We start from the raw sequence: 18975 nt of genomic DNA, 5'->3' as shown, positions 1-18975 counted from the left end.
TGGAGACCTATAAGGTTTTTTCCTTCTTACAAATCTCAGTAAATACATTATTTTTCATTAAATAAAACATCTTACTTTTCGCTCTTCAATTGAAATATTCATAAAGAAAACGAAACTTTCCTGACGTATGCCTTAATTTGCTATTTTTGGCAAAAAATAATAAGTATGAAAAAACTCAGTGTACTGGTATTCGGGCTGGTTCAGATGTTTGCCTATTCCCAGACTCAGGATCTTACCACTCTTGCTGCCGGCGATCATGTGGGAATGAATGCCCTGTTTGATGACAAAGACAATCTTTACGGCTATGTATCGCTCTATTCTTACGGAAAAACAGGCGACAGAACCAAGAAATTCGAATATGTAATCCTGGATAAAAACCTTAACCCCGTTGCCAACAAAGAATTTGAAGGAGATATCACCGCAGCTTCCTACCGCGGCTATGTTGATTTTAAGGGGCAGATCATTTTACGCCCTTCTATGATGGATTATTCTCTGGTAAAAAGCAGAGAGGTCTTCACGCCCGTTTCTATGGTGATAGATCCGAAAACCAATACCATTAAACGAAAAGTATACTATGATTATCTTGAAGACGGAACTTTCAAAGAGATCAATGAGCCTAAAAACTGGAAGGCACAGCGCAAGGAAAACCGTGAGGAGAAAAAAGAAAAAGGCTACAACTATGTTTCTGCTGTAGGAGAAGTAAAGGAAGGCGGTTATTTTGCTATAGAATACAAGGATTACGGAAAGTATGTGAACAGCAACAGCATCATTAAATTTGATGATAATAAAAAGGAACTCTGGAGGTATAATTATAATACGGAAGGAAGCAAAAAGGTATTTTCCACCCTATCTGTTCTGGAAAGGGATGAAAATTATATGTACTGCATCATGAAAAAGGCGGATGATGATAAAAAAACATTCAGCCTCGTAGCAATCGATATGAAAACAGGCAAGGAAGCCTCCAATAAGCCCATCACAGGACTTTCCGACACAACGATAGACCTCATCGACAGTTTTTCTCTTGGATATGGAGAAACGCTTGACAATGATAAGACATTTGACGACAAAATTGTTTTACTGGGAAGAAATTTTGCCAAATATGATTATATCGGCTACGCAAGAATGATGGTTAATAAATCTGATTTTACCGTAGATACGAAGGAAATCAATTTCAAACCGGATTTCGCCTCATTCCTTCCTAAAATCAATGCCAGCGGAATGGTAGAAAGCGGCTACATGCTTCAGACAAAGGATATGTATTTTATGAACGACGGAAGCGTGGGTATCCTTACCGAAAAATACAAGCCTGCCGGGCAGTACAATGCTCCCAAAACGACTGATCTGGTTTACATTTACACCGATAAAGACTTCAAGATCAAAAATGTAAAGGTTTTTGAAAAGGAAAAAACGAAATGGGTCAACAGCGATTATCTTTTCTCTCAATACCTCAACGGCGGAAAGGACGTTGTGTTCTTCTACCGCGACTATCAGAAAGACGAAGTAACGAAGCAGAAAAAGTGGAACCTTTTCATCAATACGGTAATCGATGGAAAATTCAATCAGGAGATCATTCCTATTTCTGAAAAAGATAACTATGCGGTTACGCCCTACGTAGGAAAAGAAGGTTACATTTTGCTGCGCGAGTACAACGAAAAAGAAAAATTCAATAAGATCCGTTTGGAAAAACTGAATTACTAGAAAAAAAATAAGAATCCTGATGATGCATCAGGATTCTTTTAGTTGGTAGCTGCTTTGGTAAAAGTCGGCGATATTTTTTATGTCATCCAGACTCAGGTTCCACATAAAGTTCAGGAACTGCTGGTAGCTTTCACTTTGATTTTTAGGTTCTATCCGGTCCAGATAACGGTTCAGGTTATAATTTTTCCGGGCTTCATATATTTTTGAAAAGCATTTGCCCAGCCAGCCTTTATAATATTTTTCTTCCTCACCGTCCTGCAGAAACTGCATAGATACATAGATTCCCAGGCCGTAATCCTCGGAGTGGAAATAATTGGGAAGAATTTCCATTCTGGCCATTTTCTTTAATGTTGTAAAGGTCTCAGAAGGTTTATCCGGCTCTGCCGATGGTTTAAGTTCAGGGAATATTTTTTTAAGTTTCTCAATTCTTCTGGACATTTCGGGATGGGATGCCAGGGAATCTTTATCCAGTTTTTCTTTGTAGAAATTATAATTATACAGGGAGAAATCCTCCTTCTTCATCCATTTTTCATTGAAAGCTTTCTTAGGAAGATCAAAGAGTTTTTTATACGTTTCTATCTTCAGTTCGCGGGGTGAAATGGTATCAAAATCCTGCAGCCGCTGAAGCGCATTTACAAATTCATTCTTCTTAAAATCACTGCTTTTAAAGATCACATAGCCCAGCGAATCCGCCTGCATTTCCTGCTGCCTTCTTTCCACTCCTTTTTTATAGGCGCGGTTTTTCAGGATGTCAAATGCTTTCTGGTTTTGGGTCTGGCTGCGTTTCACCGTGGTTTCTTTCAGGTTCTGGACCGTTACTTTATCCAGCTGATCCTGCTCAATGATGCTTAGAAATGTTTTCAGGGAGTGCTCATCAATCTTATGTCCCAGCTCATGGGTGATGACTGCGGCAATCTGGTCTTCACTCCTGAGCCAGTTGTACAAGCCCATATTGATCACGAAAGTTCCGTCCGCAAGGCAGTACGCGTTGGGTGTATTATCTCTGGCTACAAGAATTTTCAGATCCTGAGGAATCTTGGGATTGTTTTTTCTGAGGCGGCTGATGAGATCTTTTATTTCGGTTTCAAATTCAGACTTGAAAATAAAATCTTTGTTTTTCACCTGCTTTTCAAAATCGGTTCCGAATTCTTTGTAAATTTTAGAGAGTTCCGAACCCGTTTTTCCGGAATACTGCGATCTCAGTTTTTTAATAAAGACTTCATTATTTCCGGTAAAAGTTTTCAAAAATTCTTTTCTCTGTAAATAGTCTGCGGTGTCTATCATTTTATAGGTCTGAGCAGCTCCCGTCACTGAAAAAATGAAACACACCAGTGCCATGAGTTTTCTGGTCATATTTTTCATCATTAATCGCAAAAATAGTTTATTTACCCTTCCATTCTTATTTTCTTATCAAAATTATTTTAAATTTGTTTAAGACTGATATTCATAAGCATATGAAGGCATTAAAATATATAATAGGCGGTGCTGCCGCAGGTATAGCTGCAGTTTATCTTTTGGGATACGACTATTTATTCAGCGGAATTTCCAAAACCTACCTCAAAGGAAAATCAAGTGCCTACATTGATGACGGAATACTTTTTCCGGGAAACCTCATTGCTACAGAAGAACCCGAACTGTGGACGGAAGATCCTGAATACAATCACAGGGAACTGCCGGAGAATATCATTGACAATTTAAAACATTCCAAAACTGCTGCTTTTGTAGTGATCAAAAAAGGAAAAATTCTTCATGAACAGTATTGGGACGGCTACAACCAGCTTTCTCACACCAATTCTTTCTCCATGGCAAAGGCTGTTACGGTAATGCTGCTGGGAAAAGCTTTGGAAGAAGGCATTATCCCGGATATTGATGAAAAGTTTTCTGAATTTTATCCTGAATTCAAAGACAAACCGTTCGGAAGTGAGGTGACCCTTAAAAATCTGGCCCAAATGGAAGCGGGACTTGACTGGGATGAAGATTATAATAATCCCTTTCTTCCGAATGCAAAGGCCTATTATGGCACCAATCTGTTAAAAACCGTATTTTCAAGAAGGTTTAAAGAACAACCCGGTACCCGGTTTGAGTACCAGAGCGGATCTACGCAGCTTCTCGGATTTGCGTTAAAAAAAGCACTGAACCAGACACTTGCCGGTTATCTATCAGAAAAATTCTGGATCCCGCTGGGAATGGAACAAAATGCATCATGGAGCACCGACAATCATGGAATGGAAAAAACATACTGCTGTATTCACTCTAATGCGAGAGATTATGCGAAGCTGGGGCAGCTTTTTTTAGATGATGGAAAAGTAGGTGAAAAACAAATTCTCAACCTCGATTTTATCGAAAAGATGCGGACTCCTACAGAAAAATCCAAAGAAATCTATGGAATGGGGCTTTGGATCAATCATGACAATCCGGTGAAACATTATTATTTTCTGGGACTTCAGGGCCAGTATATCATCATGATTCCTGAGCACCAGATGGTGATTGTAAGAACCGGAAGCTACAGCAATAACCCTAAAAATGACAGGGGAAGGCCCGATCAGGTAAAATTCCTGGTCAATGAAACCGTATCATTCTTTCAGTAAAAAACTATGGAAAAATATAATATACAGGTTGATGAATACATTGATAAATCTCCTGATTTTGCACAGCCTATTCTAACTTATCTCCGTGAAACCGTTCATGAAGTCTGCCCCGAAGCGGAAGAAGCAATAAAGTGGAAATTTCCCGCTTTCATGTACAAAGGAAAAATTCTTTGTTCGGTTACTTCTTTCAAGCAGTATTGCAGCCTCGGATTCTGGTTACATGGGGAAATGAAAACTTTAAAGGAATTGGAAACAACCGCGGAAGAAAGCTCGATGTTCAGTTTAGGCAAGCTTACTAAAATGGAAGATCTTCCGTCCAAAGTTCAGCTTAAAAAAATGATTAAAGAAGCCATGGAACTTACCGATATGGGTGTGACCATGAAAAAAGCAGCTCCATCAAAAGTGGAAACAGAGGTTCCGGATGATTTCCAGGCTGCCCTGAATAAAAATAAAGAGGCATCAGCTGTTTTTGAAAAAGGTTCTCCGTCTTTCAGGAAGGAATACATCAACTGGATCACGGAAGCAAAAACGGAAGCCACCAGAAGTAAAAGAATGGAACAGTCTTTGGAATGGTTAGCTGAGGGAAAAGCCAGACACTGGAAATACCAAAAAAAATAAACACAACAAACCCTGATGGAGAAAAAAATTATATTCTTTCTCTTACTTACATTATCGAATTTCATATTTTCTCAACACTTTGATTTTGAGAATCAATATAAATACGCCCGGTCCCTTTCTTCTAAAAACCCGGACAGTTCTGAAATTGTTCTCAATACCATTATAGATTCTGCACAGAGAAAAAAACAACCGGATTATCTGGCTAAAGCTTACTATCTGAAGTCTTTCAACCGGTATTTAAAGTCTGATGCAAAAGGAACACTTGATTTTGCAGACAAAGCCCTGAAAATTTCTTCGGAAAACAATTATGCGACAGGAAAGGCCCTCGCCTACAGGATGCAGGGAACACAGTATGCGAAGCTGGGACTTTTAAAAGAGGCTTCCCAAAGTCTGAATAAAGGCTTATCCGAAATAAAAAACGAAAATTCGGACGAAGGTCATGAACTGAAAGGCATGATCTATAATTCTTTTCTGATCCTTTTTAACCAGAAAGAATATCAGAAGAAGGAACTGTATTCCAAAAATGCGGTCCGTGAATTCCAGCAGATCAGGAATATTGCGAGGCGGAATGAGCTGTTGGTTTCTGCCTATACCAATCTGGGCTATACTTTGGCTGAAATCAGGAAATTTGATGAAAGCCAGGCTTTTTTAACCAAAGCTCTCGCGCTGGTTGGGATTGACAATCATTATCTGAGATCGGGAATTCTTCATGACATCGGGTTTTCTTTTTCGCAGCAAAACAAGCCGGACAGTGCGGTTGTCTATTATCAGAAAGCTTTAAAACTGGCCAGCCAATTTGGGTTTCACGAAAAGGAAATAGAAATTACCCGAAACCTGGAGGAAGCTTATCAGCAGTTGGGTGATGCTCAGAATGTTCAGAAATACAAATTAAAAAACCTTGAATTAAAGGACAGCATTGCCTACAATCAGAAAATGGCTGTCAATAAAACCCTTACTCAGAAAGAGGAAAATTTTGACCGCCGGCTCACCGAGAGCCACAGTCTTTCCAAAGGACTGATTGCAGTCTGTACTGCTCTGCTTCTGGTATTGGGAGGAATTATTTTTTACCTCATCAGTCTCAGAAAAAAGCATAAGAAAGCGGTTGCCGAAATCTACAGGCAGGGAATCACTCCGGTTGCCTATGAAGAAGATCCGCAGGAAATTGAAGATCAGGCGGAAAGCGCTGCGGTTCCGGATATTAAAATTTCCCCTGAAACAGAGGAACATATTTTAAACGGATTAAAGACTTTTGAGGAAAGCCTTGATTTTAATAACAAAAATATTTCGCGTTATAATCTATCCAATGCCTTTAATGTGAATACCAAATACTTATCTGCGGTCATTAAAAAACACAAAAAATTTAATTTCAATCAGTACATCAATCACCTAAGGATCAATTACATGGTAGATAAATTAAAAAATGACCCTCAGTATCGTAAATATAAAATTAATCATCTCGCAGAAATCACGGGATATTCTTCCCATAGCGCATTCTCTCTTGAATTTAAAAAAATCACGGGAATACATCCTTCTGCGTTCATCAAGGCATTGGAAGATATATCCTGATTACTGCTCTGCGATGGTCAGGTTATTATATCCCCCGGTGTTGTTCAGGGAGAAACCTGCCGTATTAAGGCTGTTTAAATTAAACCAGATATAAGGCATCAGCCTTTGTCCCGCCGTCATATAGAAAGAGGCCGTACAATTGCTTCCCGCATCTATATTTCCGTTGCTGTTGGAGGACATGGTATTGACACATTTCACGGTGTTTACAATATTGGCGGCCAGCACTCCCGTTGTGTTATCATACAGCTGCCAGATCGCTTCTATCTGAATCGGGTTTAAAGGATCTGCGGTATAATTGATGGCCAGAGGAGCTAAATCTGTTGTAAAAGAAGCTACATAAACCCCATTACGAGGGGCTGTAAAAATTCCCGTTGATGCATTAAAAGCACTCCCTGAATTACTTTCAAAAACTTTGGTCCATCCTACCAGATAATTACTCTGACGATTCTGTAAACCCGTGGTAGCCGCTACTGAAGGGGAAACAAGCTTTACAGAATTGTCTGTTTTGGCAGCAATAACGATGACCTTGTTAACCGTGGGCTGAGCGGTAAGCATCGGAAGCCACTCATTTCCGTTGGAGTATTCCATTCCGGTATTGTAGCGGACGGCTCCTTCTTCTGCCACTGCCACAGTAAGTGAAGAGGTTCCAAAACCAATGGCTCCGTTCCCGGAATTTCTTGCATCTACCTTTACAGCCGGGCTGTGGGTTCCGGCTCCTACCCTTCCTGTATTGGTGATCAGAACGTCATTCACCTGCTGAGCCGGTGTAAATGAGGTTCCTGAGACGGGATTGTCTTTCTGCCCGTCGGCATGAAGAATCCCTCTCGGATTTGGGGTATTGATCCCGATTTGCGAATAAGTGCAGTTAAAAATTAAGGCTGAGATCATCAGCAGGTATTTCTTTTTCATCATTCGTGTTTTTTTATAGTCCGAAAATACTTAAAGAGGTGAGTGAGGCATCTGTGTCTAATGTTTTTGCTGTTCCTAAAGCCTGGTTCAGACTTACCGTGATCTGGTCTCCCTGGTTCAGATTGAAAATTCCGGAACAGTTTCCTGCAACACGGTTGGACAGCGTATTGGTTCCCGGATAACTTCCTACGCATTTGAAGACCTTATTCGTGGCTGAAGAGGCAGAATTGGTCTGAATCAGTGTTTCATAGCGCGAATCGTTGGCAATAGTGCCCGATGCGAGTGAAAATGTGAAAGCAACAATATAAATTCCGGTTTTCGATGCTACAAAGGTCCCCGTTCCGGAATTAAAACTTCCGTTGACATCTGTTTTTTTGGTCCAGTTAGTTACCGCAGCCTGTGTTCCGCTGGTAAAAGACTGTACCGAAGCGTTTTCAGCGTCCACAAAATCATTGGGCGCTTTGTGAGCCAGCGGAACCCAGGCCGTTCCATTGGAATAGCTCAGATCCTGTGTCCCTGAATTATACCTCATCGCTCCTGCTTTTGCCGCAGAGGCTGTTTGTGATGTTCCTCCGAGACCAAGGGCATTCAGATGTTCCTCAGAACGTAAATCCAATCTGGTTTTCGGTGTTTTTGTTCCTACACCCATATTTCCAGAGGATGTTACGACTACATCATCATAATAGCTGGATGGAACTGCGGGTGCTGTATTTTTCTGACCGTCTACATGAAGAATGGCTTCAGGAGCAGACATATTAATTCCTATCTGTGCTTTAATGAAACAACTTCCGGTGATCATTACAATCAATGCTAATCTTTTTTTCATATCAAATGGGTTACTGTTCTACAATGGAAAGATTCACAAAACCATAATCGTTACTTGCCGGGGTAAGATCCGTCCGGAGACTTAAGCTTCCGCTGTTATATACCGACTGGTAAATATGCGGCTGAAAAGTATCGCCTTTATTGAGCTGAACTCCGGCAACGCATGAACCTGCCACCTGTGCCTGTTTAGAGGTATTTGAAAAAGATTTTACACATTTTTTAACGACTGTATTTCCGTTCACCACATATCTGGCTTCAGAAAAGTAGCCTGAAACAATAGGAATTCTTACAAAATCGTAGGTAAATGCAACCAGATAGACTCCGGTTCGCGGTGCTGTAAAGATGCCTGTTGAGGGAATAAAGTTGGCCGTGGGATCGGAAATTTCTGTCCATCCTGAGATTCCGGTTGAAACCTGGTAAGGTACTTTAATGGCAAAATTGGCCGCTTTGATATTGGCTACAACAACTGCTTTTGTAGGGGAAGAGATAAGGTCCTGCCACACCACTCCATCCGAATACTGCATTTTTCCGCCATTCAGCGGATTGTACCTCATCGCTCCGGAACCTGCTGCAGAAGCTGTCTGCGTAGTTTCTCCTATCCCTACGGCATTGTCTGCATTAGTGGCCGATCTTGCATCTATTTTTACGGATGGACTCAGCGTTCCTATTCCTATTTCACCGTTGGCGGTAAATACTACATCGTTGGCCGCCTGGGCAGCAGTCGGGATGGTGGAAAGCGGATTGTCTTTGGCTCCATCCATATGAAGTCCGGTCTGAGGATTTGATGTATTGATTCCAACCTGAGCGTTGGTAAAGTTGAATAAAAAACATCCTCCAGCCACTACACTTTTCATCAATGTGTTTAATTTTTTCATGTAATTTGTGGTTTTTAGAATCTGAAAAATTCTTCTGCAAAGATAAATTCAAATGGACTGCCCGTACAACAGGCTAAAAACCCACAAAACAACAACTAACTGAAAATGTAACACTTACATGAATTTAAACTCTACCAAAATTCGGAATTCCAATATAAATCAGAAAAATAAGCTTTATAAATTCCCTTTTTCTGCATAAAAAAACAGCCCCAAAGGGCTGCTTCACTAAATCTCACTATGTAACTAGCGTTGAAAAAATATATTAAAATTGAAACTACTGATCTCAGTAAGTTCTCAGTTTTAATCTGAATTACTTTTTATTAAAAGTTATTCTATGAGTCTGATTATTATTTCTTGATCAGTTTTACACTGTTTACTCCTTCCTTGGTTTTTAAAGTAAGGATATACAAACCTTTCATTAATCCGGCTACATTAATTTTCTGGTTCTGTACCGTTCCCTCCTGAGCCAGTCTTCCTGATGCATCGTGGATCTTATAGTCTGCACTTTCCTTCAGGTTTCTAATCTCAACAAAAGTATCGGCCGGATTCGGGTAAATGGATATTTCAGCGTTTGGAGTTTTTACTACATCTTTGGCGGCAAGAGCATTAGTATCCGCAATTCTTACAGAGAAGTCTCTGAATGACCCAACGGAAAGAACGCCTCCGTTTACAGGAATTGCCGGGCTTCCGCATGGTCCGCTTGCTGCATTAAAGAACGTACTTGCTACTCTCATTCTCAAGGTTTTATCTGCCGAATACACTCCCGCAGGAACTGTAAACGTTACATTTCCGTCACGCAGATACGCACCGGCATTCGCCACATAAACCGGAACACCGCTGCTGGAAGCTACTTTCTCAGCATCTTCAAAAGCTCCGTTTCTGTTATAATCTATCCAGATTTCCAGCCAGTCATTAAAGTTCCCTCCTCCAAGGTTTCTGAAATTGGCCGTATACTGAACACCTTCTGTCAGGTTAATAATTTTGGTTGCATCTTCACTAAAATCACGGTAGGTTCTGTACACGTCCATTCCTGTGAATGTATAGTTTAAATTAGATAAAGTCAGCCTGATAAGACCACTATTGAACTGGCCCCCGCTTCCTCCGGTCGTCATCAGACAGTAATCTGCGCTTGTTAATCCTTTGGTTTTAAACGTGTAATTGTTGGAGAATGTTCCCGGCACACTGTTCACCACCGCTGCTATCTGTGCTTCATAATTGCTTTCATCTTCAAGAGCATTCAATACGACAGAATTGGTTGTGCTTGTTATATTGGACCAGTTCGCAGCTCCTGTTTTTCTGTAGTTGATGGAATAGGTGGCTCCGGAAACTTTATTCCAGGATACTCTGGCTGTCGTTTTGAAAATTTCTGTATTTATTGCCGAAACACCGGTTGGTGCAGCTCCGGCAGAAGTAGGGCCCGCTGCCACATTGATTGCAGGTGAAACAGCATAGAAAATATTATTAAGCGCAGATATTCTCAGCTTAACGGCTCCGTTCAGGTTGGCAGGCATCTGAACAGCATAACTTCCTGTATTTGGTGTAGATGCTACCAGATCTGTCCAGGTGGTTCCGTTATTTGTGGTGTAATCAATTTTTACATTGGCTACGTTATATGGAGCGGCATTGGTGTTGGCTGCATCCCAATAAATCGTGTTCTCTAAATTATTGTATAAAACTGAAGACGTGGTAAGTCCATTGAATTTGAAAGGTCCGTCATTTCCTACGGTCACTACGTTTTCTGCTGTAGAAGTCATAGGTCTTTGTGCATTCTGATCTCTTACGGTCACGGCATAATTCAGTACTCTCGGAATATAGGAAACGGTTTCCCATCCCTGGGTATCGGTCAATACACCATTCATTACGCTTGCCAGTTTAGGGAAATACCTTCTGCTGGTTTCAGTTCCCGGTAATGATCTTGAGATGGCTCCTTCATTATTATATCCCCAGCCGCTGTCTCCTGATATTGAGTTTTGGTCTCCTACACTGTTGTACTGCTCCCAGGTATAGTTGAACGCATCATTCTCAGCATCCACAACCGCTGCATCAAGATAATAAGCCGTTCCTTTCGGAATGGAATAATTGGCAAGCGGCGTAATGGCAGGTGCTGTATTGTTTACTATTTGCTGGGCCACACCACAGTTAGGTTTGCTTTCCAGATTATCCAATACCTGCGAAATGGATTTGTAATGGAAATATCCGTCCATATTGTTCTGGATATTATCCTGAGTGATTCCCGGGTAGCCCATAATGGTTGTCCCGCCCCAAGGTTCTACATTCGCGCCGCTGCCTTCCGTTCTCATCGAGAAGGTATGATTGGCTCCCAGCTGGTGTCCCATTTCGTGAGCTGCCATCAGGTCGAAAACCTCTCCTACCGGATCCGGGCTCATGGAAAAAGCAGCTCCTTTAGATTCCGAATCATTATTATCAGCAGGATTTGTACATACAATCCCTATTCCTCCGGCATTTCCGTTTCTGCTTCCGCCTGCATTTCTGTGAAATACGTGTCCGATATCATAATTGGCACTCTGAACCTCAGTAGTCAGCAATCTTTGAAGCTGTAAATTAAGAGACGGATCACCCTGAGCCGCCTGAGGAATATAAAAATCGTTGGCAGGATCTGTATAGATAATTCCCGGAAGATCCTGAACAATAAAGTGGGCTCCGAAATCTTTTTCAAAAACACCATTGATTCTGGTCATCGTATTATTAATGGCTGTAGTGGCTCCTGCTACGTTACCCCCGTGAAACTGGGTGTATTCTCCGGTCGCAGCCATGGCCATTCTGAAGGTTCTGTATCTTGTATTGGTAGGTCTTTGGGTAATTCCTACATTGGAAAGCTGTTTTTTACCGTTTTCCGCTAATTTTTTGATGTCATTAAGATCATGTTCTTCAACACCGCATTCAAAGCCATGTATTCCTCCTTCCCCTTTCGATTTATAGAATACGCCATAGGTTTGTTTGTCCGCAGTAATAGGCTCAATAAACTGGAACACTCCGTCTTTAATAATCATGGACTGCATTTCCGCAGGAGCTGTACTGAATCTTACATATTTAGAAGGATCATCAATTCCTACTCCTACATACGATCCCAGCTGATACCTGTCTGTTATGGATTTTTCCATGACAGGATTGCTGTATACCGCAAATTTTTCAATTTTCCCCTCCGCTGTCGGTAAGGAAATAATTACAGGACGCGCACCATTTCCTGTTTCAACTGCATCTTTTAAAAGGTTTCTTAAAGTAGACAAATCTACCTGATACGATTGTTTTACCTCAACTTCCTTTCTTATCTGAGAGGTCTTCTGTGATACAGGAGTCCATCTCTGTGCAAAACCGGAAACAGAACCCGCCAATGCACAAATAAGTACAATTTTTCTTTTCATATCAATTACTTGCTTTATTTTAATTGGACACTAAAAGTAGAATTTATACAGTAGAATGGGCAAAAATCAGCTTCTACATATATACTACAAGTCCATTAAAACCAAAAGAAGTAGTGAAGTAGTACGTACCTATCAATGCGGAAAAGTCACCATTTAATGAAATCGGAAATTTGCTTCAGGAAGTGTATTATTTTTTAAGAACGCCTCATACTCCGGAGAAAGTCTGGCCCGCCCGAATGTATTTTTCCCGCTCATACTTCCGAGACGCACTTTATCTTTTCCAAATTTTTTATTCATGGCATCCATTGCTTTCATCACAGGGAGATGCTGGTTTTGGGTATCTTCTTCAAAGAGGCTGATGAGTCTTTCATTTTCAGGAACGAAATCATTGACGATAACGCCTGCCTTTTTATAATGGAACCCGTCCCGGTAAATAGCATCAAAAAGCTCGTTCACCACCCTGCCTATGAGAATAGAGGAATTGGTGGGATTGGGAAGGATCATTGTTCTTGCATTTCTGTATTCCGGAAGGTCTTTTCTGAAACGGTTGGTCTGGACAAAAACGGTGATCATCCTGCAGCAGGTATTCTGCTTGCGGAGTTTTTCGGAACAATACATTCCAAAAGTTTCCACACGTTCTCTGACGTCTTCTTTTTTGGTAAGCATTTCCATAAAGCTCCGGGTAACGGCAATTGACTTTTTAGGAGATGGTGCATCCAGTTCCAGCTGGCGGATTCCTTTCAGCTCATTGATCATCCTTACTCCGTGAATTCCCATAATCTTCCGTACCCACATTTCAGGTTTCTGAAGAAGGTCCCAGGCTTTATAAACACCGCTGTCATGCATTTTGGCAGCAAGCCTGCGCCCTATTCCCCAGACGTCGCCTATGTGGAGCCATTTCAGGGCCTTTTCAATTTTTTCAGGGGTATCAAGGGTATAAACCCCGTTAAATTGATCAGGAAATTCTTTTACGATTCTGTTGGCTACTTTACAAAGGGTTTTGGTGGGTGCAATTCCGATGCTTACGGGAATATTTTCCAGAACCTGGATTTCATTTTTGATCTTGAGGCAGTACTCGCGGAGATCTACATATTTAAAGCCAGAAAGTTCCAGGAAAAGCTCGTCAATGCTGTAAATTTCATATTCCAGGACATAGGATTTTGAAATATCAATAACCCGCTGGCTTTTGTAATTATAGAGTTCAAATTTGGCAGAGAAACTTTTTACATCGTGCTCTCTGAAAAGATTTTTATACTTAAATGCAGGAGCTGCCATAGGAATACCAAGGTCTTTGGCTTCTTTGCTTCTGGATACCACACAGCCGTCATTATTGGAAAGTACCACAACGGGTTTTCCTTCGAGGGACGGGTCCAGAGTTCTCTCGCAGGAAACAAAAAAGTTGTTGCAGTCTACTAACGCATACATGGCAGAATAATGATAATTTTAAAGCAAAATTACATCTTTAAAAACAATTATTCTCTTTAAATTTAAAATTAACATTACAATTAACACATTGAATATTATACAGTTAATTTATTTCAAACACGTCACGTTTTGTCGCATTAACCGTATAAATTGCCTGCCCTGAATTCATCTGTTTCAGATCATTTTTAACCGTTCTTCTTCCAGATCGATCTGGTATAAGTGCTGGCGGATCACTTCTTCATTGATGCTCACATCTTTATTCAGCTCTGAAAGATACTGCCTCTGACTTTCGAGCATTTCAACAAAAATTACTTTATTTTTTTCATTCATCCAGCCGTCGTCATTGGCTTTTGTTTTTTCTTCCCAGTGCTTCAGCATTCTTTCTATTCCGGCATGGCCCTGAAGTTCGTTTTCATGTTTTGTTTTCAGAAAATGATAAACGTGTTGCTTCAGTTCGTATTTTATTTTCTGTCTGGTCTTTTCTTCCTCATCTTCATTCATAAAATCCTGGAAGGCATGCCCTTTATTGATGAAATAAGGCAAGGTAAGCCCCTGAACCAGCAAGGTAAGCAGGATGACCACGAATGTGATAAAGAGGATTAAATTCCTGTTGGGAAAAGGCATTCCGTTTTCAAGCGTAAGAGGAATAGCCAGCGCTGCCGCCAGAGAGACCACCCCCCGCATTCCGGTCCATCCGAGAAAAAGAGGCATCAAAAGACTTCTCCTTCTGGTGGATGCGCGCGGAGCCACACTTGGCCTGAAGATCAGGGTAGCCATCATGGCAGCATAGGCACTGATGATCCGGGCCAATATGAGAACAAGGGTTACCCATACTCCATATTTAATAGCGGTTCCCAACGGGATTCCTTCGGAACGCAGCCCTCCTACAATTTCCGGAAGTTCCAGACCGATAAGCAGGAAAACTATTCCATTCAGAATAAAAACAACGCTTTCCCATACGCTAAGACCTTTTATCCTGCTGGCACTGTTGAGGAAAACCAGACGTCTCGTAGACATAAATAAACCTCCACATACTACAGCCAGCACACCAGAGCAATGCATCTGTTCCGCCACCCAGTACATGAGGTAAGGTTCCACAAACGTAAGCGCAATATCTGAAGGAGCATCGGTAGGAAGCCTTTTATGAGCCTGAACAAAAATCCACCCCAACAGCAGCCCGATTCCCGCACCGCCGATTACCATCCATAAAAAACTCAGGGAAGCTTCCTGCCACACAAACTGTCCTGTTCCCACCGCAATGAGTGCAAAACGGAAAATAATAAGGGAAGAGGCATCATTCAAAAGGCTTTCGCCTTCTAAAATAGAGGAAGTTGTTTTCGGGATCTTTACAAATTTCATGATGGCACCGGTACTCACGGCATCGGGCGGAGAAACAATTCCACCTAATAAAAAGCCTAATGCAATGGTAAACCCTGGAATAAAATAATTAGCGGCCACCGCTACTGAAAGTGCCGTAAAGAAAACGACCAGAAAAGCAAAACTTCCGATAATCCGCCACCATCTTTTCATCTCTTTAAAAGAAATGGTCCAGGAAGCTTCAAAAAGCAACGGCGGCAAAAATATAAAGAAAATAAGGTCCGGATCTATCTTCACTACAGGAAGGCCGGGAACAAAGCTTACGAGCAGTCCAAATACAACCAGCAGGATCGGGTAGGCAATTTTCAGTTTGGTTGCCCACATATTCAGCAGAACGATAGCGGCTATCATCGCCAGGAAAAAAGGTAAAATAGTATGCATTGAAATATTGTGTTTTTTATCAAGTACCCATTCAATTTTTTAATCGTAATGAGCATGTTTTTTACAAATATACAGTCAAATGGTTTTTCCTGCATATATTTTTTATGATCCTATTTGAACTTAATTTAAAGAATCTTAAAAATGTCTTTTGCCATCGGGGTTTAGCCTTTATTCATTAAAAAAATTAATTAAATACGTCAAGTTCCGTCGCTGCCTATCTATAATTTTGCTGTAGTAACAATAAACATCATGGACAAGATAACATTACAAAGAATCGAGAAACTCCACCCTTCTGTGAGGGATGAAGTACAGCAAATAATCAAAGAATGTGACGAAGCCCTTACGGGAAGAGCGAAAGTAAGAATTACCCAGGGTCTGAGATCTTTCGAGGAACAGGAAAAGCTGTACGCCATCGGAAGAATTACTTCGGGAAAAAAGGTAACGAATGCGAAGGCCGGACAAAGTATCCACAACTATGGACTTGCAGTTGACATCTGCCTGATGATCGACGGAAAAACAGCGAGCTGGGACACGGCAAAAGACTGGGATAATGATCAGGTCGCAGACTGGTATGAATGTGTAAAGATTTTTGCAAGACATGGCTGGGACTGGGGCGGAAACTGGAAGACCTTCAAAGACCTTCCGCACTTTGAAAAAAAGACTATCCAGACAAAAAAAGGACTGGTGAAAACTGCCTGGCGAACGCTATCCAGGATGCCCAGGGATAAGCAGAATTATATCCTATTTTAATTCTCTTTTATTTGAAAATAATTATAATACGACAAGTTCTGTCGCTTCCCCGGCCTACCTTTGTTTTATAAGAAAATGTTAGTTAACTGAGATCTCAAATACTAAAACCAGCATCTGCTTTTACAGGCCGAGAGTTGGTTTTAGTTGTCTCAGGACCTGAGTTTTTCTTTTAAAAACCAACAAAACATCACATGAAAAAGACAACCATTCTTTCTTTGGACGGGGGCGGAATAAGAGGTATCATCACCTGCATTATTCTCCGCTACATAGAAGAACAGCTTCAGTATCATGATAATCCGGGAGCCAAACTCGGAGATTATTTTGATCTGGTAGCCGGAAGCAGCACAGGCGGACTGATTGCTTCTATTATTCTATGTCCCGATGAACACCGAAAAGCGAAATATTCTATCCAGAAAGGATTGGAATTATACGCTGAAAAGGGCGGCGACATCTTTCAGGTTTCTTTTTGGGAAAAGCTGGTCAATCCGTTTGGCCTTCTTAATGAAAAAATCCCTCAGGAAGCTCTTGAAAAAAATTTGAATGACTTTTTTGGAACTCTTGAACTTAAAGAATTTATAAAACCATGCTTAATAACCAGTTATGACATTGAAAACAGAAGAGCGAAGCTTTTTAATTCCTGGGAAGCCAATCTGAGCACAGATAATTTTTATGTAAAAGATATCTGCAGAGCGACCTCAGCGGCCCCTACCTACTTCAGTCCGGTACAGATCAAATCCATGTACGGGCAGATCTTCAGCCTGATTGACGGCGGTATGTTTGCGAACAATCCTGCATTATGCGCTTATGCGGAAGCCAGAAAAATTCCGTTTGCGGAAGTACTGAAGAATCATCAGAAAGCCAATCATCCGGGAGTCAATGATATGATTATTGTTTCTATCGGAACAGGTATTGAAGCCAGGCCTTATTCTTTCAGGAAACTGCAGAAGTCGGGGAAAATCGGCTGGGTAAATCCTATCATTGATATCTTAATGTCTGCGAATGCGGAAACTGTGGATTATCAGCTGTGCCAGATGTTTCAGACTTTGGGGCAGCGGAACCAGAAAAACTATTACCGGCTGAATCCATCATTAAAAAATGCATCTCCGGGGATGGATAATGTAAGAAGATCCAATATAGAAAACCTGATCCAGGCAGGCCTGAGCTATATTGATGATAACAGGGAAACACTGAATCAGATTGTACAAAAACTGATCAGAAACAAAATATAAGCTATTTGCCTTATAAAGGACCCATATAAGCTAAAAAGCTAATATTAAAAACTATAAAAAGTTTTTAAAACACGTCAAGTTTTGTCGTCTTCTCCCACTACTTTTGGAGTATAAACAAAGACACAAAATAACAATCCTAAAAATTTTAAAAAGCCTTTGAATTCTACATTTATCAATGCTGGACAGCCAGAAATATGTTCAAAACATAACCTCAACCTTAAAACACAGAACATGGAAACACCCAATCACAATCCAGATATACTTTTCGATGAGGATCTCTATACAATAGAATGGAGCGACATCGAACATGCAGAGATGGACTATGAAAACTATCTCAACGACATTGAAAATTTCTTCAAAGAAGATTTTGAAAACGGCCTTCCTGAAGAAAATATATACTAAATAAATTCTAAACACGACAAGTTCTGACGCTGTCCGGAATTATCTTTGAAACACCAAATCAAGACACCGGACACCATCCCATCATCTTTCACATACACCTTTGAATCCATCATTCACAAAATGCCGGACAGCCGGAACTATGTCTGAAAATTAACTAAAAAAACAATGAAAATGAATCACAACATGTAATGCACAGGTGGGCATCAATTCCACTTTTAAAAACAAAAAACCTTAAAGAGCTCTGGGCACAGACTCTTCCCAACACAACCTATTAATTAACCTAAACAAATCACATCGTTTTTATTATGAAAACAAAACAAGAATTAAGGCTCAAGTTCGAGAACGGAGACAGGCCAAGCCAGGAACATTTCTGGGAATGGATGGACTCTTACTGGCACAAGGACGAGAAAATAGAAATGGCAAAAATTGCCGGTCTGGAAAACGGCCTTCCCCGCGTCAATGATTTTTATGCTGAAATTGACGAAGCAGGAAATGCTTCCCTGGCTCATTTACAGGTCCGCAGATTATTTATAAAGCCGGGAACATTACATATTCCGGATATGTTTGCCAGCAATACAGGAATCTCGGAGGTGATCCTTGCCAACAGTGTGCTCAGTATCGGAGCTGATGCTTTCAGCAATAATGCATTAAAATCAGTAACAATCACTGAACAGGTTGCCACTATTGGTGAACGGGCATTTATGGGCACTTCTCTGACTTCATTAACGATCTCACCAGGGGTCAAAGAAATCAAGGATTCTGCCTTTGCCTATAATAAACTTACATCATTGTACGTACCCCCAAGCGTTACCCTGATCAGGCCTAATGCCTTCAATTTTAACCCGGATTTATCCTCTGTACTGCTGGACAAAGCCACGCAATATTATTCTGATGCATTTGGAGCAAACACAAGGGTTACCGGCGGAACTTTAATCTTCGATATGTAAAA

General features: G+C 40.9%; 15 protein-coding genes. 8 read left to right on the top strand and 7 right to left on the bottom strand.

Annotated elements, in window-relative coordinates; all coding sequences use genetic code 11:
- Positions 1–165 precede the first annotated feature (165 nt).
- Positions 166–1698 (top strand): hypothetical protein, encoded by a 1533-nt coding sequence (locus JET18_RS13525; RefSeq protein ID WP_202091863.1) that lies wholly within the window; start codon positions 166–168, stop codon positions 1696–1698.
- Positions 1699–1725: 27 nt separating this feature from the next.
- Here JET18_RS13525 and JET18_RS13520 read toward each other — a convergent pair whose 3' ends face one another.
- Positions 1726–3051 carry a M48 family metalloprotease gene (locus JET18_RS13520; protein WP_228728549.1) on the bottom strand — a complete coding sequence of 442 codons (1326 nt, stop codon included), beginning with the start codon at positions 3049–3051 and terminating at the stop codon, positions 1726–1728.
- A 101-nt stretch (positions 3052–3152) separates the two neighbouring features.
- Here JET18_RS13520 and JET18_RS13515 point away from each other — a divergent pair, with 101 nt between their 5' ends.
- From JET18_RS13515 to JET18_RS13505, 3 genes are read left to right on the top strand one after another with little or no spacing between them, the layout of a single operon-like run.
- On the top strand, positions 3153–4286 hold the full coding sequence (locus tag JET18_RS13515; RefSeq protein WP_202091862.1) for a serine hydrolase domain-containing protein: 1134 nt from the start codon (positions 3153–3155) through the stop codon (positions 4284–4286).
- A gap of 6 nt (positions 4287–4292) precedes the next feature.
- Positions 4293–4904 carry a YdeI/OmpD-associated family protein gene (locus JET18_RS13510; RefSeq protein ID WP_202091861.1) on the top strand — a complete coding sequence of 204 codons (612 nt, stop codon included), beginning with the start codon at positions 4293–4295 and terminating at the stop codon, positions 4902–4904.
- 15 nt (positions 4905–4919) lie between these two features.
- Positions 4920–6470: a tetratricopeptide repeat protein gene (locus tag JET18_RS13505; protein ID WP_202091860.1), complete on the top strand. Its 1551-nt coding sequence runs from the start codon at positions 4920–4922 to the stop codon at positions 6468–6470.
- Here the strand turns inward: JET18_RS13505 and JET18_RS13500 are convergent, their stop codons facing one another.
- From JET18_RS13500 to JET18_RS13475, 6 genes are all read right to left on the bottom strand, one after another.
- Positions 6471–7382, bottom strand: a complete 912-nt coding sequence (locus tag JET18_RS13500; RefSeq protein WP_202091859.1) for a hypothetical protein — start codon at positions 7380–7382, stop codon at positions 6471–6473.
- Between the two features lie 10 nt (positions 7383–7392).
- Positions 7393–8205: a hypothetical protein gene (locus tag JET18_RS13495; RefSeq protein WP_202091858.1), complete on the bottom strand. Its 813-nt coding sequence runs from the start codon at positions 8203–8205 to the stop codon at positions 7393–7395.
- Between the two features lie 10 nt (positions 8206–8215).
- Positions 8216–9079 carry a complement C1q domain-containing protein gene (locus JET18_RS13490; RefSeq protein WP_202091856.1) on the bottom strand — a complete coding sequence of 288 codons (864 nt, stop codon included), beginning with the start codon at positions 9077–9079 and terminating at the stop codon, positions 8216–8218.
- A 347-nt stretch (positions 9080–9426) separates the two neighbouring features.
- Complete coding sequence (locus JET18_RS13485) at positions 9427–12462, bottom strand: reprolysin-like metallopeptidase (RefSeq protein WP_202091854.1); 3036 nt, start codon at positions 12460–12462, stop codon at positions 9427–9429.
- A gap of 153 nt (positions 12463–12615) precedes the next feature.
- On the bottom strand, positions 12616–13887 hold the full coding sequence (locus JET18_RS13480; RefSeq protein ID WP_202091852.1) for a Y-family DNA polymerase: 1272 nt from the start codon (positions 13885–13887) through the stop codon (positions 12616–12618).
- 174 nt (positions 13888–14061) lie between these two features.
- Positions 14062–15645, bottom strand: a complete 1584-nt coding sequence (locus tag JET18_RS13475; protein ID WP_202091850.1) for a Na+/H+ antiporter — start codon at positions 15643–15645, stop codon at positions 14062–14064.
- 249 nt (positions 15646–15894) lie between these two features.
- On the opposite strand from JET18_RS13475, the gene JET18_RS13470 reads away from it, so the two are divergent.
- The 4 genes from JET18_RS13470 to JET18_RS13455 all read left to right on the top strand — a co-directional run bounded on the left by JET18_RS13470 (position 15895) and on the right by JET18_RS13455 (position 18973).
- A complete protein-coding gene (locus JET18_RS13470; RefSeq protein WP_202091848.1) occupies positions 15895–16395 on the top strand; it encodes a M15 family metallopeptidase in 501 nt (166 codons plus the stop codon).
- A gap of 191 nt (positions 16396–16586) precedes the next feature.
- Positions 16587–17624 (top strand): patatin-like phospholipase family protein, encoded by a 1038-nt coding sequence (locus JET18_RS13465; RefSeq protein WP_202091845.1) that lies wholly within the window; start codon positions 16587–16589, stop codon positions 17622–17624.
- Positions 17625–17855: 231 nt separating this feature from the next.
- Positions 17856–18026, top strand: coding sequence for a hypothetical protein (locus JET18_RS13460; protein ID WP_202091843.1), 171 nt, complete (start codon positions 17856–17858; stop codon positions 18024–18026).
- 305 nt (positions 18027–18331) lie between these two features.
- Positions 18332–18973: a leucine-rich repeat domain-containing protein gene (locus JET18_RS13455; protein WP_202091841.1), complete on the top strand. Its 642-nt coding sequence runs from the start codon at positions 18332–18334 to the stop codon at positions 18971–18973.
- Positions 18974–18975 lie beyond the last annotated feature (2 nt).

The organism is Chryseobacterium endalhagicum (assembly GCF_016745235.1).
Classification (GTDB): domain Bacteria; phylum Bacteroidota; class Bacteroidia; order Flavobacteriales; family Weeksellaceae; genus Chryseobacterium; species Chryseobacterium endalhagicum.
The sequence above is the reverse complement of the archived record's forward strand: the minus strand, read 5'-3'. Positions and strand labels throughout refer to the sequence as shown.